This window comes from Paeniglutamicibacter sp. ORCA_105 (genome assembly GCF_045798545.1).
Taxonomy (GTDB): Bacteria; Actinomycetota; Actinomycetes; order Actinomycetales; family Micrococcaceae; genus Paeniglutamicibacter; species Paeniglutamicibacter sulfureus.
In genome coordinates this window covers 1-20,581 of record NZ_JBIXLM010000012.1, presented here as the reverse complement: position 1 = coordinate 20,581, position 20,581 = coordinate 1, and the positions used below count along the sequence as shown (strand labels likewise).

The following is a 20,581-nucleotide window of genomic DNA, read 5'->3' as shown; positions in this document are numbered from 1 at the left end:
GCATGCATCGTAGTGTTCTTGTATGCAAGTAATAGCGGAAGTCAGCGATCTCGGGGCGCCACCCCCTTCGGACGATTCATTGCTTGCCCGGATACGGGATTTGGTGCTTGGGGGAACTTATCCTCCCGGTGAGCCGCTCTCCGAAATTTTCCTGGCGCAGCAGTTCGACGTCAGCCGGACCCCGGTGCGTGAGGCCCTGAAGCAGCTCGAGCGAGAGGGCCTGATTGAAATCAGGCCCAAGGTCGGGACGTACGTCCGTGAACCCACCAAGCGGGAAATCGTAGAACTCTTCCAGCTCAAGGAAGGTTTGGAGGGCCTTGCCGCCGGCCTGATGGCGCGGCGAGGCAGGACGCCCAGCCTTGAATTCCTGGAGAAGAACGTCAAGGCCTCGGAAGCCGCCGCTGCCGCTCGCGACTCGGAACGCTACGCCCAGCTGGTGCATGAGTTCCACTGGGCCCTGGTCAATGGTTCTGACAACACTAAATTGGTCGAGCACTACAGGCTGCTCATGAACCAGCTGGCCTTCCATCGCCTGGTCCTCAAGACGGTCGAGAATCCCCGGCGGATTTCGGCGTCCAGCGGCGAGCACCGACTGGTGCTGCAGATGATCCAGGACAAAGACCACTTCGGGGCCGAGGCAGCGATGCGAAACCACGTCTATGCATCGGCCCGCGAATTGCTGGGCGGAAACCGCGACTCGTAGCGCCTGGAATGGATGGGTGCCGCGCCCGCCATCGGACGCGGACGCCCTGAACCGCCCCCGGCGCATGGAAACGGCCGTGATGGGAAGAACAATAGTGGTTCATCCCGGCACGGCCGTTTCCATCTGTTCCAGATCCAGCCCGGGATCCCGAAGGCTGGCCTAGCAGGGTACTTTCGCCACGGACGCCACGCTGTCCAGCAGGTCCGCAGTATCCACAACGCTGACCATCGGGGACAACAGCTTCACGAGGCCAATCGCCTGGGCGTGAGCCTCGGGTGTCGCCCCGCCGCACGCGTCGGCCACCAAGGTGACGCGTTTTCCTGCATCGACGGCACCGAGCACCGTTGAGAGCACGCAGCAGTCCGTGGCGACGCCACACACGATCAGGTGTTCCTGGGTTGCGGTCAACGAGGCAAGTTCCGGACCCCACTTTGAGAACGTTGGCAAGGTCAGGACCCGGTCGTGGGCCTTCACCGGCAGGGTCAAGCCCCACTCCGCCGCTCCGGGCTCCAACCGGCAGGAGTCCCACCTGTCGTAGTAGGCTCCCCAGCTGCCGTATTCCTCGGCGTCCCGGACGAACTTCGTCCAGATGACGTTCGAGGGGAACCTAGCAACCAGCTGGCCGACTCGTGCAGCCGCCTGCTCGTACGTCGATACGTGCCATTGGCTGTGTGGGTTCTGGAAGATCACCTGCATGTCGATGGCCACGAGTGCCGTATCGGCATGGGGGGTGCTCCCCGGAGAGTTCCAGGTCATGCTACTTGGCCTCCGCAGTCTCGGATCGTGCAACGCTCGCTGCCTGGTTTCGGCCAGCGGTGCGCATGAAGGGCAGTACGGGTAGACGGTACAGCAACAGGAATGCAATCGTCGAAGCGATGGCTCCGGTAACGAAGCCGAGGTCTCCCCATGCCACGAACGTATTGGCCAGCGGCCCGGTCCACAAGCTGGTGTTCCAGAATAGGGACGAGACCAAGCAGCCGACGATCCAGGCCACGAAACCCCACTCGATCGCACGGCGGTTGTCGAATAGTTCCGTGACGGCGAGCGTGAGGTTTCGGCGCATGCGCAGGTAGTAGTCCAGCAGCAAGATGGTGCTGAACGGAACCACCAGGTAGGCCAGGACCGAGAGGAAGTCGTAGAAGTTGCCGTAGGGATTGGTTTGCATCAGCAACGTGATCCACAGGCTGATTGCGGCAATCAGGATCACGCCGACGACGCGGTTGACCGGGACACGAATTGTGAGCAGCGAGAGGGAACCGCCGTAGAGATTCATTGCACTGACCGGCAGCGTGGAGAGCACCACGGTGATCATGGCCACCGGCGCCCAGGAGCCGGTGAGTTCGGCCAGCGCCGCGATGGCATCGAGCTCGCCGGCGAAGCTCGACACGAGCACGCCGATGCCGCCCAGCCAGCTCATGGCGACGAAACTCCCGGCTGCCGTGTAAGCCATCACCTTGACGTGCGAAGTCTGGCGAGGAAGGTAGCGCGAGAAGTCGGAAGCGAACGGGGTCCAGGTCATCACGTAGGCGAAGAAGAATCCGGCGAAGGTTGCCCATCCGGCAAAGCTTCCCATGTATAGGGGCGCCTCGACGTTGGCCGCGGCGCTGAAGTCTGCCTCGCGCATCGACAGGACCGTGATGACGGCAAACAGGATGGCCAGCACCACCGTAGCGATCTTGTTGACGAGGTGGACCAGGTTGTGGCCCCAGATGGCGAAGACCGATTGCACCGCGAAAATCAGTGATGCCGCGAGCCAGAAAGGCACGTCGACCAGCATGCGCAGGGCGATCACGGCAAAAACGGTGTTGACGGCGGTCCAGCCGATGGCCGAAACTATGGTCAGCAACGTGATGGGCGCGAAGTTGGCGTAGAAGCCCATGGGCCCCCTGCCCTGGACCTGTTGCGGAACCCCAAGTTTTGTTCCGATACCGGCCAAGACGCCCATGACGATAACGCCCAAAAGGGTTCCGACTGCAACGGCACTCAAACCCTGCCATACCGAAAGGCCGAACATCGAGGAGAAGAACCCGGAGACCATGACGGCCAGGACCATGTTGGCGGCGAACCACAAGGTGAATTGGTTGCGGGAATGGCCGTGGCGTTCGCCGTCGGGTATTTCCTCGGTTGCGAATGGCTCCGCCTTGGTGAGCGACGTGCCGTACGCGGGTTGCGAGTCATCGTACTGTGACATCGTTGTGTCCTTTGTCTGTGAGTGAGTGAGAAATGGCCATGTGTCGGTGCGGGCCTCGTGGGGAGGACTGCACCGACAGGGCCGTGGATCGGCGGGATGGCGCCAGCGGCATCCCCGGTTCGGTTGGCGCCGTGTTGCGTGGGTGGCGTCAGCCAATCAGTGATCCGGGCGCGAGGTCCGTGACCGATGGAAGTGGCTCGTCTTGATGTATTCCGTGGCAACTGGCCATGCATTGCCTGCTGGCCGCCGGAGGGACTGTCTTCCGGTGATAGGTGTGTGGATCCTGGAACAGTCGATGGCCTATGGGCTCTAGCCGTAATACCGGCTCCGATCGGGTGGTGCCGGTATTACGGGATACGGGTTTGTGCGGGCACCTCATATTGGGTGTGCAGATTTTCCGGGACCGGAGCTGGAGATCATCCACGGCCGGTCTTCGACGAAGCAGAACTCCCGGCCTAAGATGCCCCGCGATCCGCGGTAACGGTCGACGATGGCCCTGGCACGCAAGGCACCCTGCAAGGTGCCAGCCCCGCTGGATCCACAGCGCACGTCGCCTTGCGAATTCTGGGTTCGCAAGAAAGTTCTGGATTTGTTGCATGCATCAGATGGTAGCACTCGGTGTGAGGTACGCAACAGAATACCCAAAATTCGCTGAATATGGACGCCTGGATAGTGACTTCTTGCACACCGACACCGAAAGGACTACAGTTCTTGTATGCAACACATTGAGTTTGGACAACGTCGGTCTTGAGACGCCTTGACGGCGTTCACTGAGCCGGCGGACTGTTGCTCTCCGGGCAGAGAATGATCTCCCTGGACGCGGTGCGGACACTGGAATCAAGACGCACCCGGATCGGAAGTGCATCGGATGCCGCGGGGACACGCCAGACAAGTCAGCCGCTCGGGGCAGGGGAATTCCGGCAACCGATCGGGCGCAACCAACCGCGACCGATCACGCCCTAGCCAAGAGTGGACCAACGACGTTATAGACCAGAAAGCTCCAGGACATGACAACAACCCCACTAGCGATGACTAGAACAGTGGATCTCAGCACCCGTTCGACGCTGAACCGCTATGACGACATTGCCGCAGCCATCGGACTTCGCAAGATCTCCACCTTCAGCGAAGAAATCCCCCATAGCGAGGGGGGCTCGATCCTGCGGGCCACCTCGACCGCGGTGATAGCCAACCCGTGGATGGGCACCGGAACCGATTTCGAGCTCGCCCCGGAAGGCGAGCACATCGCCCCGCTGCTGTCGAAGCTGTTGACCGACCGGCTGCTGGACGTGCTGGGAGGCGCAGAAAAGGTGGAGGCGTTCGGCAAGGCGGCCCTTGTCGGCGCCGGCGGGGAAATCGAACACGCCGGAGCGCTGATCCACACCCCGTACTTCGGGAATCTGATGCGCGAGGCGCTGGAAGGAACGTCCATCCTGTGCTTCGCGGACGGATTCGGCCAGCCGGGTGAAAGGCTGCGGATCCCGATGTGGCACAAGACAGCACCGGCCACCCGGAGCCACTACCAGACCATTGAAATCTTCTTGTCGGATGCGCCAAACGCATCGGAAATCGCCGTAGTCGCGGCCGCATCCACCGGTCCCCGCCCATTCGCGCGGATCGGGGACCGCAACACCGACATTCCCGTCACCGCTGAGATCCTGAAGGAAATTACACTGTGAAATACCGCAAGCTTGTGACCATCGTTGAGGAAACCGCCCGTGAGGGAGGCCGCGACGTCGACCCCGTCGCACGTGTTGCCATCGTGGCGGCGATCTTCGAGAACCCGTGGGCCGGCCAGGGCTTCGTCGAGGACCTGAACGCCGGCATCGACGCCGTTGCCTCCGACCTCGGCGCGCTGTTGGCGCCAAAGGTCATCGAGGCGCTGGGCGCGCCGCTGGAGGCTTACGGCAAGGCCGCCATCGTGGGGCTTGAAGGGGAAATCGAGCACGGTTCCGCACTGATCCACACCCTGAAGTTCGGCAACCACTTCCGCGACGCGGCACAGGCAACCACCCTGTTGCCGGCAGTGGAAAAGCGCGGCCCGGCAGGGGTGCACTTTGACATCCCTTTGAAGCACTTCACCGACGCGACCATCCGCTCGCACCACCAGAGCATCGAGGTCAGCATCGCCGATGCCCCGCACCCCGGGGAAATCATCATTGCCCTGGCCGCGGCAACGGGCGGACGTCCGCAGCAGCGCCTGGCCGCGCTCTCAACCGAGCTCTAGGAACGGCTGGTAGTGATGGGTGCCCTCGAACCACGGATCGTGCTCCTGCACGGGGTCGGCCTGGACAGGAGCATGTGGGAAACGTTCCAGGCGATCTGCGACCGCCCGACCCTCGCCCTGGACCTGCCGGGCCACGGCGCGCAACCGCCCCTGCGGGAACCGCAATCACTGGAGACCCTGGCGCAGGACGTGACGTCACGGCTGCCGGAAGGTCCGGTCCACCTCGTCGGGTTCTCGCTGGGGGCACTCATTGCCCAATACATCACCCGCTATTCCCCGGAGAAGACGCTGACGCTGACCTCGGTCAACTCTGTCTGCAAGCGCACGGCCGAAGAAACGGCAGCCGTGGCCCAGCGTCTTGCGACCGCGGGATCGGAATTCGCCACAGGTGTCGACCGGGCCATCGAACGCTGGTTCCCCAGTGCGACAACCAGCGTTCCGGCGGCGCAGGTGCAGGCCGTGCGGAAGGTACTGGCCGGCAACGACCTGGAATCGTATCTGCACGCCTACCGGGTGTTCGCACATGGCGACCAAGAGATCGCCGGCGAGCTCGGCTCCATCGCCCGGCCTTCGCTGGCCATCACCGGCGAGAAAGACCCCGGTTCCACGCCGGAGATGTCCCGGCGACTCGGGCGCTCGATCCCGGGCTGCAAGGTAGTGGTGGTGCCCCGGGCCAGGCATATGCTGCCCATCGAGAACGCGCCGGTCCTTGCTGCCGCCGTGACCACTTTGATCGACAACTCGGAAGGATGACCCGTGACTGACCGCCTCACCCATTTCATCGACGGAGAACACGTCGCCCCGTCGGCGGAAACCTACTTCGCCAGCACCAACCCGGCCACGCTCGAGGTGCTCTACGAAGCCGCCCGCGGCAACGCCGCAGACGTGGACCGGGCGGTCGCCGCAGCGCACCGCACCTTCGAGTCCGCCGCGTGGAAGCGGATCGGGGCCACCGCGCGCGGGCACCTGCTGCGTCGCCTCGGCGACTTGGTCGGCGAGAACGCCGAGCAACTGGCGATGTGCGAAAGCCTGGACAACGGAAAACTGCTGCGCGAGATGCGCGGACAGATGCGAATGCTGCCCGAGTACTTCTACTATTACGCCGGGCTGGCCGACAAGATCCAGGGCTCGCAGATCCCGAGCACCAACCCGGACATCCTCAACTACACCCAGCGCGAGGCTCTCGGGGTGGTCGGGGCCATCACCCCGTGGAATTCGCCGTTGACGCTGACCACCTCCAAGATCGCCCCTGCGTTGGCAGCCGGAAACACAGTGGTGATCAAGCCGAGCGAGTACACCTCGCGCACGGTCCTGCTTCTGGCCGAGCTTGCCGACCAGGCCGGATTCCCCGCCGGTGCCATCAACGTGGTGACAGGACTGGGCGCCGAGGCCGGCGCGGCCCTGGTGAGCCACCCGAAGATCGCCAAGATCTCGTTCACCGGTTCCACCGGGACCGGCTCGCACATTGCCGCCCAAGCGGCCAGCCGGTTCATCGGGTGCACGCTGGAGCTGGGCGGCAAAAGCCCGAACATCGTTTTCGGCGATGCCAATGTGGCGAACGCGGCGATGGGTGTCGTTGCAGGCATCTACGCCGCAGCGGGCCAGACCTGCATCGCCGGCAGCCGGGTCTTTGCGCACAAGTCCGTCTACGACGAACTGCTGGAACGGGTCACCGAGCGCGCCCGTTCGATCCGCATCGGGGATCCGCTGCTGGACGACACGGAACTTGGACCGCTAGCCTTCGCCGACCAGCTCGAAAAGGTCTCTTCATACGTGAAGATCGGAGCGGAGGAAGGCGCGACGGTGCATACCGGAGGCGGACGACCAACCGGCCTCGACCTGCCCGGCTACTTCTACGAGCCGACCGTCCTGACCGATGTGGACAACGACATGCGCGTGGTGCGGGAGGAAATCTTCGGCCCGGTGGCGGCCATCATGCCCTTCGAACACGAGGACGAGCTGGTCGCCATGGCCAACGACACCGAGTACGGTCTGGCCGCCGGCGTATGGACCCAGAACCTGGCCACGGCGCACCGCGTCGCGCGGAAGCTGGAGGCCGGCACCATTTGGGTCAACACCTACCGGGCGATGTCCCCGATGTCCCCGCGGCAGGGCTTCAAGAGCTCCGGGGTGGGAATCGAACACGGCATCGAGTCGATGTACGAGTACACGCGGCTGAAGAGCGTGTGGATCAACACCGATGAGGGCCCCGTGGCCGACCCCTTCGTCATGCGCGGATAGGGCGGAAACCTTCGATGCCACTGATCGATGTTTCCATCGCCCGGGGCCGCAGCCCGGAACAGTTGCGGGCCTTCATCGACGCGCTGCACCAGGCAGCGGTATCCACCGTCGACGCAACACCCGAGAATGTCACCGTAATCGTCAGGGAAGTCGAACGCGCACATTGGTCACGCCAAAACGTGACCATTGCCGAGCGCGACGCTTCTTCTGCAAGCCACTAATTTCTGAAAGGACGCCTGATGCGTTTTTCGCTGTTTGTTCACATGGAGCGCTACGACGATTCCATTTCCTACGAGGACCACTGGGCGAACCTCGTCGAACTGGCCCTCATGGCGGAGGAAGGTGGCTTCGGCACGATCTGGATCGGCGAGCACCACGCGATGGAGTACACCGTCTCGCCGAACCCGCTGCCCCAGCTGGCCTACCTGGCGGCCAAGACCTCGAAGATCAGGCTCGGCTCCGGCACCATCATCGCCCCGTTCTGGAACCCGCTCCGTGCCGCCGGGGAACTGGCGCTGCTCGACGTCATCAGCGGCGGCCGCGCCGAAGTGGGCGTGGCACGCGGGGCCTACCAATTCGAGTTCGACCGCATGCTCGGGGGCCTGCCAGCGGCGGACGGCGGCGACCACCTGCGTGAGATCATCCCTGCCATGAAGGCATTGTGGGCCGGGGATTACGCCCACGACGGCAAGGTGTGGCAGTTCCCGACCTCGACCAGCGTCCCGAAGCCGGTGCAGAAGGACCTCCCGGTCTGGGTTGCCGCACGCAGCCCCGAATCCCACGACTTCGCCGTGGCCACCGGCTGCAATGTCATGGTCACCCCGCTGATGAAGGGCGACGAGGAAGTCGCGTCATTGGTGGAGAAATACGAAACCGCCATTGCCAACCACCCGGAAATCGAACGCCGCCCAGACATCATGGTGCTGCGCCACACCCACGTGCATTCGGAAGCGGACGCCGAGGGTTGGCGTCCGGCCGCCGAGGGAATCCAGAAGTTCTACCGTTCCTTCGACGCCTGGTTTGGCAACAAGACCGTTCCGGAAAATGGCTTCCTGGAACCCAGCCCGGTCGAGAAGTTCGAGGCCCGTCCGGAGTTCTCGGTGGAGTCCCTGCGCAAGACCGCCATGATCGGCACCCCCGCCGAGGTGATCGAGCGCCTGCGCCGCTACGAGGAGCTGGGAGTCACCGAGTACAGCTTCTGGGCCGACAACACCCTCAGCCATGAGGAAAAGAAGCGCTCGTTGGAACTGTTCATCGAGCAGGTCATGCCAGCTTTCAGCGAGCAGGCAGCGCCCGCACTGAACATATAGAAGGATCGCACGAGCAAGAACTCCTGCATAATGCCCCTGCCCGAACTGTTTCAACAGGTCGGGCAGGGGTCGTTTAAGCCCCCCACGAGCCACCGCCCCGGCGTCGGAGGCAGGGGGAAATTCCACTCGGGAAAGCGGAAAGCATCCACCCCGATGCGGGGTGGATGCCTTCCGCTACTGCTTCAGCATCGTGCGGCCGGGATCAGTACCCCAGGCCGAAGCCGAACGGGTAGAGTTCCCCGTCCGTGGTCTCCTTGTAGCCGGGCAGGTCGCTGTACTGCTCGCGGATCGCCTCGGCGGTCCCGGCAAGTGCGAACGGCATCCGGCCTTGCGGGGCGACCTTGCCGGAGAGGATGTCCATCAGCGCGGTGTCGCTCATGCCGAACCCTGCCACGATCGCGCCCGCATCGCGCAGGCCGCTGGCCTCGTCCATGACGAACGGCTGGCGGAAGTACACGTGCAGGACCACCTTGGACGGATCCTCCACCTCGCTCATGACCTGCTTGATGGTGTCCAGCGACGGGGTGATCTTCCACGACTCGGACTCGGCCATGGAAGTGAAGTCCAGGACGCTGGACTCCCACGGCAGTGATCCGCCGAAGCGCAGTCCGTCATCGGTGCATTCGGCCGCGCCCTGGGTGACGCAGGCGTCTGCGGCACCGTAGGGGCTTTGTCCGTCGAGCCCTGCCACGCCTTCCAACACGGAGGGGTTGATGTGCTCGGGGTTCATGCCGGATTCCGGGCTGTTGCTGACGTACGAGCCGGTGTTGGCGTTGTTCACCGTGATGTTGAGCAGGGCGACATCGCTGTCCTTGGCGCTGGGCCGGGCGGCGGGGTCCTTAGTGTTGCCGTTTGTGACGTTGTAGCCGTATTCGGCGACCTTCTCGGCGGAGATGTCTCCCAGGACGTAGACGTCGGACTCGGGCTTCAGCGGCAAGACCTTGCTACCATCCGCGGTTTCCTTGTTCTGCAACAGGACGGCGGACTTGCGCTGCAGGTCCAGGCCCACCTCGCGGTTCGCCGCGTTGCCGACCACGTCGTTCGCGGCGCTCGTGTCAACGTACGGGTTTTCGAACAGGCCCATGCTGAACATCGGTTCGGTCAATCGCGTGGCGGCGAGCGTGATGCGCTCCTCGGTCAGCAGCCCTGAATCGACCAGGTCGGTGATCGTCTTGACGTCGTGGAAGCCGGACAGGGTGTCGGTGCCGCCGTTGATGGCAGTTGCAACGCGCTCGGGAATGGTCTTGTCCTCCAGGCCCCAGGCGCGGTCGTTGATGATGCCGGTGTCCGAGTTGACGTAGCCCTTGAATCCGAGCTCGTCGCGCAAAAGGTCATTGACGATCTGCTTGGAGAAGGCCATGCCGGTCTGGTCGTAGGTGACGCCGTTGTGTGTGACCTCCACCGGGGCGCCGTAATACGGCATGATCGAGGAAACGCCGGCCTTGATGGCCGCCTCGAAGGGCTTGAGGTGTTCGGCGAACGCGTCGCCCGGGTAGACCTGGGTCTTGCCGAAGGAATAGTGGGCATCCAGGCCAAGCTCCTGCGGTCCGCCGCCCGGGAAGTGCTTCATGGTTAGCGCCACGGAAGTGTCAGGGCTCAGAGAGGAGCCTTCCGCATCGAGCGGGCCCTGCAGGGATTCAACGAGCGTGGTCATGATGTTGGAGTTCAGGTCCGCGTCCTCCGTGAACGTTTCGTGCGCGCGGTACCAGCGCGGCTCGGTGGAGAGGTCGGCCATGTAGCCATACATCCCGCGCAGCCCGATGGACTCCCACTCGTCGCCCATGACATTCGCGAAGTCCTCGACCACCGACATGTTTCCGGTGGTGGGCGCCTGCCCGGTAGCCAGTGCCTCCTCGCCCAATGCCGCGGCGGCAATGCCTGCCTCCTTGGGGAAGGCGGTGAAGGCGCCGGCGGATTCGTTGATGCCGGCCCGCGCGTTCGGGTCGATGTGGTTGCGCGCGTTGGACTTGTAGAGCATCGGGATGCCCAGGCGGGTGGCCTCGCCGAGCTCCTGGACGGAGTTCATGTACGTTGCCGCTTCCTGCGGCGTCAGGGATGTGCTGGCCTGGAAGCCTCCGCCGGAAGCGCCGCAGACGGCCTTGTCCTCGCTGGTGACGGTGTTGCGGAAGATGAAGCGGTGCATCTTCTGGTCGTTGATGTAGCCGGTTGCCGCCGGGTCGAGGGCGCCGCGCTTTTTCGTTTCGGGGTCGCAGGCGGCGTTGAGCGTGTCGATCAGCATGAGGCCGGACTTCTCCTCCAGCGTCATCAGCGACACCAGGTTCGCCGCGCGCTCGCCGGCGGAAAGCCGCCAGTCCTCGTAGGCGTCGAGCTTGCCGTTGGCGTTGAGGTCCTTGAAGGTGCGGCCCTTGACCGTGATGGTGTCCTTGACGCGGACACCGAGCGTCGGCGGCTTGCCGTGGTTGCCTTCATTCTTTTCCACCGCTGCGGGGGCGGGCTTGCCACTGCCCTCCTGCGGCGGGAGCGCGCTTGCGGACGTCGCGCCCAGGGTGAGTATCAGGGGCAGTGCCAGGGCCGCCGCGGTGCGGCGCCGTTTCGAAGACGGCGGGAACATTCGAGTCATGGTGAGCTCTCCGTTGAGTCAGGGTACGAGGGCCGATGGCCGGGCGGTTGTGACGCCCGCCATTGGATGCAGATCCACTGTGACGCGAACCACTGTGAAAGTGCACGTGGTTGCCATATATTGCCCTCGATCCGCGGCGTTTTCACCTCCCGTAAGTGCCGTCGGCCTCCGAAAAAGCGCCTTTGACATGCTGTGCCGCCTTCACTCGCGCGCAGGGCCGAAGCCCGAAAGGACGCCGGAAACCCGCCGCCGGTTTCATCGGGAACCCCTGATGGCCGGGGCGTTGTTGGCTCAATTCCTTGACGCAATTCCGGGCTTAACCAAATGCGGTGCCGGAACCAGTGAATGGTTCCGGCACCGCATGGGGCCGGGGCTTTGGGTTGGGCGTCGCTACTCGGCCAGCAGGCCGAGCACGTCCGGCAGCCACATGGAGAGCTGCGGGATGAACGTGACGACGAACAGCATCGCGACCAGGGCCAGGAAGAACGGCACCAGGGCCTTGATGACCGGTTCGGCGCGCAGCCCCGCCACCCGGGCGCCCACGAAGAGCACGTTGCCCACCGGCGGGGTGATGGTGCCCAGGCACAGGTTGAACGTGACCATGATGCCGAAGTGGATCGGGTCCACGCCGAAGGTGGTGACGATCGGCAGGAAGATGGGCACGAAGATCAGGATGGCCGGGGTCGGGTCCATGAACGTGCCGACGATCAGCAGGATCACCATGATCAGGATCAGGATCATGGTCGGGGAATCGGTCAGGCCGAGCAGCCCGGAGGAGATGGCTCCCGGGATGCCGGAGAAGGCCATGACCCAGGCCATGATCGTGGAAACGCCGACCAGCAACATGACGATGGCGGTGGTCAGCGTGGCATCGATGAGGATGCGCGGCAGGTCACCGACCTTGATCGCCTTGTAGACGAAACCGAGGATCAGGCAGTACACCACGGCGATTGCCGCTGACTCCGTCGGGGTGAAGACGCCGGCGAGGATACCGCCGATGACGATGACGATCATCAGGATCGAGGGCACCGCGCGCCAGATGGTCAGCAGTGCCACCGGCAGTGCGACCTTGGTGTGGTTCTTCAGCTCCGGGCGCTTGCGCACGTAGAGCCAAACCACCAGCATGCAGGCCAGGGCCCACAGGATGCCCGGGATGTAGCCGGCCACGAAGAGCGTGGCAATCGAGGTGCTGGAAACCAGCGAGTACACGATCAGGGTGTTCGACGGCGGAATCAGCATGCCCGAGGGTGCCGAGGCGATGTTGACGGCCGCGGAGAAGTTCCTGTCGTAGCCTTCCTTGCGCTGGCGCGGGCCGATGACCCCGCCGACCGCTGCGGCCGAGGCGACGGCGGCACCGGAGACCGAGCCGAAGAGGGCGTTGGCCACGACGTTGGTCTGGGCCAGGGAGCCGGGGGTGCGGCCAACCAGGACCTTGGCCGCATCGATGAGGCGCCCGGCAATGCCGCCGTTGTTCATCAGCACGCCGGCCAGGATGAAGAACGGGATAGCCAGAAGGGTGAAGGAGTTAATGCCGGTGAACATCCGCTGCGCGGAAACGAAGGCTGCCTTTTCCACGCCGATGACCGCGGCCACGGCCAGGAAGGCCGAGATGCCGACGGCGACGGCGATCGGGACGCGTGCCAGCAAGAGCACGGCGATGCCGACAACCAGGACAATGCCTGCTACAAGTGCTGCATCCAAAGCTAGATCGCCTCCCGGATTTCTTCGTCGTTGTCGTTGGGCAGGCCGCGTCCGTGCAGCGCCTCAACCAGGTGGTAGATGGCATAGAAGGCCGTCACGACCCCGGAGATCGGCAGGGCCAAGTACATGGCGCCGATGTTCAGGGGCAGGCCGGAGATCTTCTGGGACCAGGTCAGGTCCACGCCGCGGATGCCGCCATAAACCAGGACGAACACGGCGAAGAGCAGGATGACGACCTGGACAAAGACCTCGGTGGTGCGCTTTTCGTTGATCTTCAGGGCGCGCACCAGGAAGTCCACGGCAATGTGGCCGCGGTCGGAAAAGACGTAGGCGGAACCGAAGAGGGCCAGCCAGACAAAGAGGTATTGGGCCAGCGACGTGGTCCAGGTGGCCGGGTCGTGCAAGACCTGGCGGCTGAAGACCTGCCAGCAGACCACCAGCACGAGGAAGCTGAAGAGAATGACGCACAGCCACTTCAGCGTGACATCAAGAACTGCCTTGATTGCGTTCACTTGCCGGCCTCCTTGATGTCCTCGTACAGCGCGTGGGCCTTTTCGCCTTTCAGGGCGCCTTCGACCACGGGGGCCAGGGCCTTGCGGAATGCCTCGTCGTCGACGTCGTTGAACTTGGATCCGGAGGCGGTTGCCTTGTCGATGGCCCCCTGCGTGTCCGTCAGCCATAGCTTGACGTGCTCGTCAACGGTCTTTTGCCATTCGGCTTCCAGGATCTTGCGGTCCTCCGGGTTCATCTTCTCCAGGAGCTCCGAGTTGATGAGCATGTAGTCAAGGCCCACCAGGTGGCGGGTGCGGGCCACGTACTTGGCAACCTCGTTGTGCTTCTGGGTGGTGTACGAGACCTCGTTGTTTTCGGCCCCGTCCAGCACGCCCGACTGCATTGCAGTGTAGACCTCGCCGTAGGACATAGGGGTGGCCGAGCCGCCCATGGCATTGAGCATCGCAATGTGGATGTCGGATTCCTGGACGCGGATCTTCATGCCCGCCAGGTCTTCCGGCTTCTTGATGGGGCCCTGGGCCGTGTAGAGGTTCCTGTCGCCCTGGGTGAGTCCGCCCAGGACCGTGAGGTTCTTGGATTCCTCGAGCGAGGAGAACAGCTCGCCAACGATCTGCGGATTGCGCAGCACGGAGATCTGGTGGTCGATGCTGTTGAAGACCGTCGGGAGGTTCAGCGTGGCAAACTCGGGGTTCAGGTTTTCCAGCTGGGTGCCCGAGGCGATGAGCATGTCGACGGCGCCGTCGGAGACGAGCTGGATGACTTCCTGCTGGGCGCCGAGGGTTTCGTTGGGGTAGACCTTGATGTCCCAGCGCCCGTCGGTGGCCTGCTTCAGTCGTTCGCCGAAGCCGGTCAGGGCAATGTAGGACGGGTGGGTTTCTGACTGGTTGAGGGAAAGGACCATGGTCTTCCCCTCCTCTGCGGTGCCCGAGATACCAGCGGTGCACGCACTTAGGCCAAGTACGGCTGCTGATGCCAGGGCGACGGCTCGCAATAAGCGAAGTTTCATCTCTGGAGGCTACTTTCCGGCCGGCGAGGGGGCGACGTTGCCCCGTTGCCCTTGCGAGGCGATGCCTGCAAAGGCACCTCCCGGCCACATTGACGGTTGCATTGATGATGTACGCCACAGTGCGCGGGGAGCCAATTGTTGCCACTAGTTGCCACAGGCTTTCAACTATTGGCCGGGCGAGCAAGGATAGGGGTGTGACCCCCAAACCCGAAGAACCCCGTCCGGCAACCATCTACGATATTGCTCGCATCGCGGGAGTTTCCGCATCGACCGTTTCGCGGGCCTTTGCCCGCCCCGGGAGGGTCAGTTTCGCCACGGCCGAACGCATCCGGAAGGTCGCCGACGAGATCGGCTACCAGTCGGTGAGCGTGCGCCGCCCCATGGCCCAGGGACGAAGCCGGCGCGGGACCATTGCCCTGGTGGTGGCCGACATTTCCAACCCGGTGTACTTCGAGATGATCCGCGGCGCCGAGGAGGAAGCCGCCCTGAACGGCTACACCATGCTCCTGGCCCACACCCGGGAATCCGGGGTCGTCGAGCGCGAGGCCATCGAACGGTCCATGGACATCGTGGACGGGATCGTGCTCAGCAGTTCGCGCATGTCCGACGCGGCCATCCGGGCCATGGCCAAGCAAAAGCCCACGGTGGTGATGAACCGCGGAGTCAAGGGCGTGGCCAGCGTGATCACCGACAACGTGCGCGGGGTGCGCCGGGCCATTGAGCACTTCAAGGAACTGGGACACCAGGAGGTTTCCTACCTCGCAGGCCCCGAGGCCTCCTGGGCCGACTCCATGCGCTGGGGGGCCGTGAAACAGGCGGGCCTGGAGCTCGACGTGCGGATCACCAAGGTCGAATCCGCCGCACCCACCATGGACGGCGGGGCGCGGGCGGCGGACAAGGTCGCCACGGGCAAGGCCACCGCGGTGCTTGCCTACAACGACCAGCTGGCGCTCGGGCTCATGCGCAGGCTGCAGGCCAACGGCTTCGGCGTTCCCGAGGACTTCTCGATCATCGGCTTCGACAACTCCTCGGGCGCCTCGCTGATCGTGCCGGGACTTTCCAGCGTGGCCGCCCCCCTGCACGCACTGGGGGCCACGGCCGTGCGCAGCCTTTTGGCGATCTCGCGGGGCGCGGTTTCCACGCACGAACAAGCCGTGGTGCTGCCGACGAGGTTGGTGCTGCGCGGCTCCACGGCACGCCCCCGCGGCTAGCGGAAAACCGCGCCTCCGCGGTAGTGGTGCAACTCATGGCAACTTGTTGCCAATACCTGCCAGAGATACGGACGATCAATACATGCCTTCCTCGATTGCGAACCACCCCGATCGGCTTCTGCCCGCAGACCCCGGTGTCCGCGAGATAGCCCGGTCGCTCCACAAGGACGTGGAAAACCTGCCGATCATTTCGCCCCACGGCCACGTGGACGCGGCGATGATCGCCAACGACACCCCGTTCCCGGACCCCACCGCACTGCTGCTGAGCCCGGACCACTACGTGACCCGACTGCTGCACGCGAATGGCGTCCCGCTTCAGCAGCTGCGCGTCGGCGGCACCTCCGAGGTCAGCGCGCTGGACGCATGGCGCACCTTCTGCGCCAATTGGAAGGCCTTCGACGGCACCGCCTCGGGGTACTGGCTGCGCCAGGAATTCGTCGACGTCTTCGGCATCGACGACCTTGACATCCGCGAGGAAACCGCGGAGGCGACCTTCAAGGCGCTGCAGGCGAAGATCGACGAGCCGGGCTTCCGCCCGCGTGCGCTGATGGACTCCTTCAACATCGAGGTCATGGCCACCACCGACGACCCGCTCGACGACCTGTCAGCGCACCGCGCGCTGGCCGACGACGCGTCCTTCACCTCCCGGGTGCTGCCGACCTTCCGCCCCGATGCCTACATCAAGTTCTGGGGTCCCGACTTCGCCGCCAAGGCCGACGCGCTGATCCAGGCCGCGGGCCAGGGCACCACCGGCTACGACGGTTACATGGCCGCCATGGCCAACCGCCGTGCCTACTTCGTCGAGCATGGGGCGGTGTCCTCGGACCACGGTTCGCATTCGGCCGCAACGCTGAAGCTGTCCCGCGATGAGGCAGCCGCGCTCTTTGCCAAGGGCATGGCAGGCACCGCCACCACCGCCGAGGCCTTCGCCTTCGAGGCGCACATGATGTACCAGCAGGCAGCCATGGCCGTGGAAGACGGACTGGTCATGACCATGCACCCCGGCGTGCACCGCAACACCCACTCCGCAACGCTGAAGACCTTCGGCCCCGACACCGGGCACGACATCCCCTTCGCTGTGGACTTCGCCACCGGCCTGCAGCCGCTGCTCAACGACTTCGGCACCGCCAAGGGCTTCCACTTCATCCCCTTCACCATCGACGAGACCGTGTTCTCCCGCGAGATCGCGCCGCTGGCCGGGTTCTACCCGTCGGTGTTCATCGGCGCCCCATGGTGGTTCCTGGATGCACCCGATGCCATGATGCGCTTCCGCTCCGCCGTCACCGAGACCGCCGGGTTCTCCCGGTCCTCGGGCTTCATCGACGACACCCGCGCCTTCTGCTCGATCCCGGCTCGTCACGACGCCTCGCGCCGCGTGGAGGCCTCCTTCCTGGCCCGCCTGGTCGCCGAGCACCGCATCACCGAGGAACGCGCCCACGAAATCATCGTTGACATCGTCGACGCCGCACCGCGCCGGGCGTTCAAGCTGTGAGCGCCGGATCCGTGGCCACGCACGAACTGAACCGCACCACCCACCCGGCCGCCAAGGCCGAGGTCCGCATCGTGCACATCGGGTTGGGCGCCTTCCACCGCGCCCACCAGGCCTGGTACACCGCCAGGGCGAACGACGGCTGGGGGATCGCCGCCTTCACTGGACGCAGCGCCATGGCAGCCACCGAGCTTGCCGCCCAAGACGGACTGTTCACGCTCATCCGACGTGAAGCCGAAGGCGATACCTTCGAGGTCATCGACTCCATCGTCGAGGCCCACGACGGCAACGACATGGCCGCCCTGACCACCCTGCTGGCCAGTCCGTCCACCGCAATCCTCACCCTGACCATCACCGAGGCCGGCTACAAAATGGCTGCGGGCGCCGGCGAACCGGCACTGGACCTGGACGACGCGGCCGTGCAGGCCGACCTTTCGGTGCTGCGCGAACGCTACGACGCAGGCCTCTTCGCCAGCACCGCGGCGGACTTCGGCCAGCTGAGGCTTTCCACCGCGGCCGCGCGGATCCTGGTGGGCCTGGCTGCCCGCCGCTCCGGGGACGGCTGGCCGCTGGCCATCGTCTCCTGCGACAACCTGCCGGGCAACGGCGCCGTTACCCGCGCCGGCATCCTCGGCTTCGCGCAGGCCATCGACGCCGAACTGGCCCGGTGGATTGATGCGAACGTGTCGTTCGTCGACACCTCCATCGACCGCATCACCCCGCGCACCACCGACGCCGACCGTGCCACCGTCGCGGAGCAAACCGGCTTCGCCGACGTGTCCCCGGTGGTCACCGAGCCGTTTTCCTCCTGGGTGCTCTCCGGTGACTTCCCGGCCGGGCGTCCGGCCTGGGAAAAAGCTGGAGCGCAGTTCGTCGATGACCTCGAGGCCTTCGAGCGCCGCAAGCTGTGGCTGCTCAACGGCGCCCACACGCTGATGTCCTTCGCCGGGCAGCTGCGCGGACACGCCACCGTCGCCCAGGCCCTGGCCGACCCGGCGGTTTCCGGATGGGTCGAGGAATTCTGGGATGCTGCCTCCGCGCACCTGACCGAGCCCGAGCTCAAGGTCCCCTCCTACCGTCAGGCCCTGCGCGAACGCTTCGAAAACCCGCGCATCGCCCACAACCTGGCCCAGATCGCCACCGACGGATCGATCAAGCTCGCCGCACGGGCGCTGCCTGTGTTCCGCGCCGAGCGGGATGCCGAGCGCGACGGCAATGCGGCCTTGCGCCTGCTGGCAGCCTGGTGCGACCAGCTGGCCGCGCAGCACGCCTCCGGAATGCCGGTCGCGGATGCGAACGCCGCCGCGCTGGAAGCGGTTCTCGCCGATTCGTCGATCGGCACCGGGACCCCGCAGCAGACCGCGGCGCTGGTGGCCGTGATCGATGCGGACCTGTCCCGGGACGCCGACACGATCGCCTCGATCCATGCCCTGCGCGGGCGCTTTACCAACTGACTTTTCTCCCCGTCACCACCGGTGCACCGTAGCACCGGGCATTTGAAAGGATTGCCATGAAAATCATCAAGGCAGAAGTATTTGTGACCAGCCCGTCACGCAACTTCGTGACCCTCAAGGTCACCACCGAATCCGGCCTGGTCGGCATCGGCGACGCGACCGTGAACGGCCGCGAACTTGCCGTCGCGTCCTACCTGAAGGACCACGTCGCGCAGCTGCTCATCGGCAAGGATGCGCACCGCATCGAGGACACCTGGCAGTTCCTCTACCGCTCCTCCTACTGGCGCCGCGGGCCGATCACCATGGCAGCGATCGCCGCGGTGGACATGGCCCTGTGGGACATCAAGGGCAAGGCCGCCAACATGCCGGTCTACCAGCTGCTGGGCGGCGCCTCGCGCAACGGCCTGCGCGCCTACGGCCACGCCTCGGGCACCGACACCGAGCAGCTCTTCGACTCGATCCGCGAGCACCTGGAACTGGGCTACAAGTCCATCCGCGTGCAGACCGCGGTCCCGGGCATCAAGGCCGTCTACGGCGTGGCCGCCCAGACCCAGGCCTCGGGCGAACGCTACGACTACGAGCCCGCCGGCCGCGGCGCGTTCCCGCAGGAAGAGGACTGGGACACCCGCGCCTACCTGCGCCACCTGCCGACCGTCTTCGAGGCCGTGCGCAACGAATTCGGCCCCGAGATCCCGCTGCTGCACGACGGCCACCACCGCATGACCCCGATCCAGGCCGCCAAGCTGGGCAAGTCGCTGGAGCCCTACGACCTGTTCTGGCTCGAGGACTGCACCCCTGGCGAGAACCAGGAAGCGCTGCGCCTGGTCCGCCAGCACACCACCACCCCGATCGCCATCGGCGAGGTCTTCAACACGATCTACGACTTCCAGTCGCTGATCAAGGAACAGCTCATCGACTACGTGCGCGCCGCCTCCACCCACTTCGGCGGCATCTCGCCGCTGAAGAAGGTCATGGACTACGCCGCCCAGTACCAGGTCAAGTCCGGGTTCCACGGCCCGACCGATATCTCCCCGGTGGGCTTCGCCGCCCAGCTGCACGTGGGCCTGGCCATCCACAACTACGGCATCCAGGAGTACATGCAGCACTCGGACGCCACCAACACGGTCTTCGAGCAGTCCATGACGTTCAAGGACGGCTACCTGCACCCGGGCGACAAGCCTGGCCTGGGCGTCGAGTTCAACGAGGAAGCCGCGCTGTCCTACCCGTACCAGCAGGCCTACCTGCCCTACAACCGTCTCATCGACGGCACCGTCCACGACTGGTGAGCGCCGGAACCATGGAAGCCGCCACCGACACCGCCGTCAACGGCGCGGCAGTCACGCTGCACCGAGTCATCGTCATGGGTGTCTCCGGCTGCGGCAAGTCCACCGTCGGTGAACTGCTGGGCAAGGAGCTGGGGGCGGGGTTCCTCGACGGGGACTCCCTGCATCCGCAGTCGAACATCGACAAGATGGCCGCCGGGCACCCGCTGGACGACGATGACCGCGAACCGTGGCTGCGCGAGGTGGGCGAACGCCTCGGCTCGGCCGAATCCGGGTCGATGGTCATCGCGTGTTCGGCGCTCAAGCGCTCCTACCGCGACCTGATCCGCTCAGAGGCGCCGGGTACGGTGTTCATCCACCTGCACGGAACCGTCGAGCTGCTTACCGAACGCATGAGCGCCCGCCCCGGGCACTTCATGCCGGTCGGATTGCTCGAATCACAGCTGGCCACACTCGAGCCGTTGGAATCGGATGAGGCCGGCGTGGTGCTGGACATCGCGGCCACACCGGCACAGCTGGCGCAGGAAGCCGCAGCCTGGCTGGACGCGCGAGCCTGAGCCATCGGCTAGGCGTAGTACGGGGGCCACGGTGCAAGGGAATGATTCCCTTGCACCGTGGCCTTTTGCATTCCATACGTGATCAGAAATCCCTAACGGACCGAGACGTTAACCCAC

The 20,581-nt window shown here is 64.9% G+C and carries 18 protein-coding genes; 12 read left to right on the top strand and 6 right to left on the bottom strand.

Features of this window, described 5'->3' with window-relative positions:
- Nucleotides 1-22 precede the first annotated feature (22 nt).
- Entirely contained in the window at nucleotides 23-703 is a 681-nt protein-coding gene (locus tag ACIPUB_RS07845) for a GntR family transcriptional regulator (RefSeq protein ID WP_407606882.1), read from the top strand.
- 159 nt (nucleotides 704-862) lie between these two features.
- Here ACIPUB_RS07845 and ACIPUB_RS07840 read toward each other — a convergent pair whose 3' ends face one another.
- Nucleotides 863-1,459: a cysteine hydrolase family protein gene (locus tag ACIPUB_RS07840; RefSeq protein WP_407606881.1), complete on the bottom strand. Its 597-nt coding sequence runs from the start codon at nucleotides 1,457-1,459 to the stop codon at nucleotides 863-865.
- 1 nt (nucleotide 1,460) lies between these two features.
- Nucleotides 1,461-2,894 (bottom strand): purine-cytosine permease family protein, encoded by a 1,434-nt coding sequence (locus ACIPUB_RS07835; RefSeq protein ID WP_407606880.1) that lies wholly within the window; start codon nucleotides 2,892-2,894, stop codon nucleotides 1,461-1,463.
- Between the two features lie 1,028 nt (nucleotides 2,895-3,922).
- On the opposite strand from ACIPUB_RS07835, the gene ACIPUB_RS07830 reads away from it, so the two are divergent.
- Genes ACIPUB_RS07830 through ACIPUB_RS07805 form a run of 6 tightly spaced genes read left to right on the top strand, consistent with a single transcriptional unit; the run spans nucleotide 3,923 to nucleotide 8,669 of the window.
- Nucleotides 3,923-4,570: an amino acid synthesis family protein gene (locus ACIPUB_RS07830; RefSeq protein ID WP_407606879.1), complete on the top strand. Its 648-nt coding sequence runs from the start codon at nucleotides 3,923-3,925 to the stop codon at nucleotides 4,568-4,570.
- Nucleotides 4,567-5,118, top strand: a complete 552-nt coding sequence (locus tag ACIPUB_RS07825) for an amino acid synthesis family protein (protein ID WP_407606878.1) — start codon at nucleotides 4,567-4,569, stop codon at nucleotides 5,116-5,118. Before ACIPUB_RS07830 ends, ACIPUB_RS07825 begins: the two co-directional genes overlap by 4 nt.
- Before the next feature lie 15 nt (nucleotides 5,119-5,133).
- Nucleotides 5,134-5,871: an alpha/beta fold hydrolase gene (locus ACIPUB_RS07820; protein WP_407606877.1), complete on the top strand. Its 738-nt coding sequence runs from the start codon at nucleotides 5,134-5,136 to the stop codon at nucleotides 5,869-5,871.
- Nucleotides 5,872-5,874: 3 nt separating this feature from the next.
- Nucleotides 5,875-7,359: an aldehyde dehydrogenase gene (locus ACIPUB_RS07815; protein ID WP_407606876.1), complete on the top strand. Its 1,485-nt coding sequence runs from the start codon at nucleotides 5,875-5,877 to the stop codon at nucleotides 7,357-7,359.
- Nucleotides 7,360-7,373: 14 nt separating this feature from the next.
- Nucleotides 7,374-7,580 carry a 4-oxalocrotonate tautomerase family protein gene (locus tag ACIPUB_RS07810; RefSeq protein ID WP_407606875.1) on the top strand — a complete coding sequence of 69 codons (207 nt, stop codon included), beginning with the start codon at nucleotides 7,374-7,376 and terminating at the stop codon, nucleotides 7,578-7,580.
- Between the two features lie 18 nt (nucleotides 7,581-7,598).
- Nucleotides 7,599-8,669, top strand: a complete 1,071-nt coding sequence (locus tag ACIPUB_RS07805) for an LLM class flavin-dependent oxidoreductase (RefSeq protein WP_407606874.1) — start codon at nucleotides 7,599-7,601, stop codon at nucleotides 8,667-8,669.
- Nucleotides 8,670-8,871: 202 nt separating this feature from the next.
- On the opposite strand, the gene ACIPUB_RS07800 is transcribed toward ACIPUB_RS07805, so the two are convergent.
- The 4 genes from ACIPUB_RS07800 to ACIPUB_RS07785 all read right to left on the bottom strand — a co-directional run bounded on the left by ACIPUB_RS07800 (nucleotide 8,872) and on the right by ACIPUB_RS07785 (nucleotide 14,470).
- A complete protein-coding gene (locus tag ACIPUB_RS07800) occupies nucleotides 8,872-11,250 on the bottom strand; it encodes a glycoside hydrolase family 3 N-terminal domain-containing protein (protein ID WP_407606873.1) in 2,379 nt (792 codons plus the stop codon).
- Nucleotides 11,251-11,640: 390 nt separating this feature from the next.
- Nucleotides 11,641-12,951 (bottom strand): TRAP transporter large permease, encoded by a 1,311-nt coding sequence (locus ACIPUB_RS07795; protein WP_407606872.1) that lies wholly within the window; start codon nucleotides 12,949-12,951, stop codon nucleotides 11,641-11,643.
- A gap of 2 nt (nucleotides 12,952-12,953) precedes the next feature.
- Nucleotides 12,954-13,463 carry a TRAP transporter small permease gene (locus ACIPUB_RS07790; RefSeq protein WP_217388896.1) on the bottom strand — a complete coding sequence of 170 codons (510 nt, stop codon included), beginning with the start codon at nucleotides 13,461-13,463 and terminating at the stop codon, nucleotides 12,954-12,956.
- Nucleotides 13,460-14,470 (bottom strand): TRAP transporter substrate-binding protein, encoded by a 1,011-nt coding sequence (locus ACIPUB_RS07785; protein ID WP_407606871.1) that lies wholly within the window; start codon nucleotides 14,468-14,470, stop codon nucleotides 13,460-13,462. Before ACIPUB_RS07785 ends, ACIPUB_RS07790 begins: the two co-directional genes overlap by 4 nt.
- A gap of 194 nt (nucleotides 14,471-14,664) precedes the next feature.
- On the opposite strand from ACIPUB_RS07785, the gene ACIPUB_RS07780 reads away from it, so the two are divergent.
- The 5 genes from ACIPUB_RS07780 (at nucleotide 14,665) to ACIPUB_RS07760 (ending at nucleotide 20,464) form a co-directional block, all read left to right on the top strand.
- Nucleotides 14,665-15,681 (top strand): LacI family DNA-binding transcriptional regulator, encoded by a 1,017-nt coding sequence (locus ACIPUB_RS07780; protein ID WP_407606870.1) that lies wholly within the window; start codon nucleotides 14,665-14,667, stop codon nucleotides 15,679-15,681.
- Between the two features lie 82 nt (nucleotides 15,682-15,763).
- On the top strand, nucleotides 15,764-17,173 hold the full coding sequence (uxaC, locus tag ACIPUB_RS07775; protein ID WP_407606869.1) for a glucuronate isomerase: 1,410 nt from the start codon (nucleotides 15,764-15,766) through the stop codon (nucleotides 17,171-17,173).
- A complete protein-coding gene (locus ACIPUB_RS07770; RefSeq protein WP_407606868.1) occupies nucleotides 17,170-18,624 on the top strand; it encodes a mannitol dehydrogenase family protein in 1,455 nt (484 codons plus the stop codon). Before uxaC ends, ACIPUB_RS07770 begins: the two co-directional genes overlap by 4 nt.
- A 56-nt stretch (nucleotides 18,625-18,680) precedes the next feature.
- Nucleotides 18,681-19,910 carry a D-mannonate dehydratase ManD gene (manD, locus tag ACIPUB_RS07765; RefSeq protein ID WP_264270566.1) on the top strand — a complete coding sequence of 410 codons (1,230 nt, stop codon included), beginning with the start codon at nucleotides 18,681-18,683 and terminating at the stop codon, nucleotides 19,908-19,910.
- Nucleotides 19,907-20,464: a gluconokinase gene (locus ACIPUB_RS07760; RefSeq protein ID WP_407606867.1), complete on the top strand. Its 558-nt coding sequence runs from the start codon at nucleotides 19,907-19,909 to the stop codon at nucleotides 20,462-20,464. Before manD ends, ACIPUB_RS07760 begins: the two co-directional genes overlap by 4 nt.
- Nucleotides 20,465-20,581: the final 117 nt, after the last annotated feature.

Bases quoted from the DNA above. Each gene is read 5' to 3' on its own strand.
- ACIPUB_RS07835 (WP_407606880.1), bottom strand. From the start codon at position 2,894: ATGTCACAGTACGATGACTCGCAACCCGCGTACGGCACGTCGCTCACC.
- ACIPUB_RS07785 (WP_407606871.1), bottom strand. From the start codon at position 14,470: ATGAAACTTCGCTTATTGCGAGCCGTCGCCCTGGCATCAGCAGCCGTA.
- ACIPUB_RS07800 (WP_407606873.1), bottom strand. From the start codon at position 11,250: ATGACTCGAATGTTCCCGCCGTCTTCGAAACGGCGCCGCACCGCGGCG.
- manD (WP_264270566.1), top strand. From the start codon at position 18,681: ATGAAAATCATCAAGGCAGAAGTATTTGTGACCAGCCCGTCACGCAAC.
- uxaC (WP_407606869.1), top strand. From the start codon at position 15,764: ATGCCTTCCTCGATTGCGAACCACCCCGATCGGCTTCTGCCCGCAGAC.
- ACIPUB_RS07805 (WP_407606874.1), top strand. From the start codon at position 7,599: ATGCGTTTTTCGCTGTTTGTTCACATGGAGCGCTACGACGATTCCATT.
- ACIPUB_RS07820 (WP_407606877.1), top strand. From the start codon at position 5,134: ATGGGTGCCCTCGAACCACGGATCGTGCTCCTGCACGGGGTCGGCCTG.
- ACIPUB_RS07840 (WP_407606881.1), bottom strand. From the start codon at position 1,459: ATGACCTGGAACTCTCCGGGGAGCACCCCCCATGCCGATACGGCACTC.
- ACIPUB_RS07845 (WP_407606882.1), top strand. From the start codon at position 23: ATGCAAGTAATAGCGGAAGTCAGCGATCTCGGGGCGCCACCCCCTTCG.
- ACIPUB_RS07830 (WP_407606879.1), top strand. From the start codon at position 3,923: ATGACTAGAACAGTGGATCTCAGCACCCGTTCGACGCTGAACCGCTAT.
- ACIPUB_RS07810 (WP_407606875.1), top strand. From the start codon at position 7,374: ATGCCACTGATCGATGTTTCCATCGCCCGGGGCCGCAGCCCGGAACAG.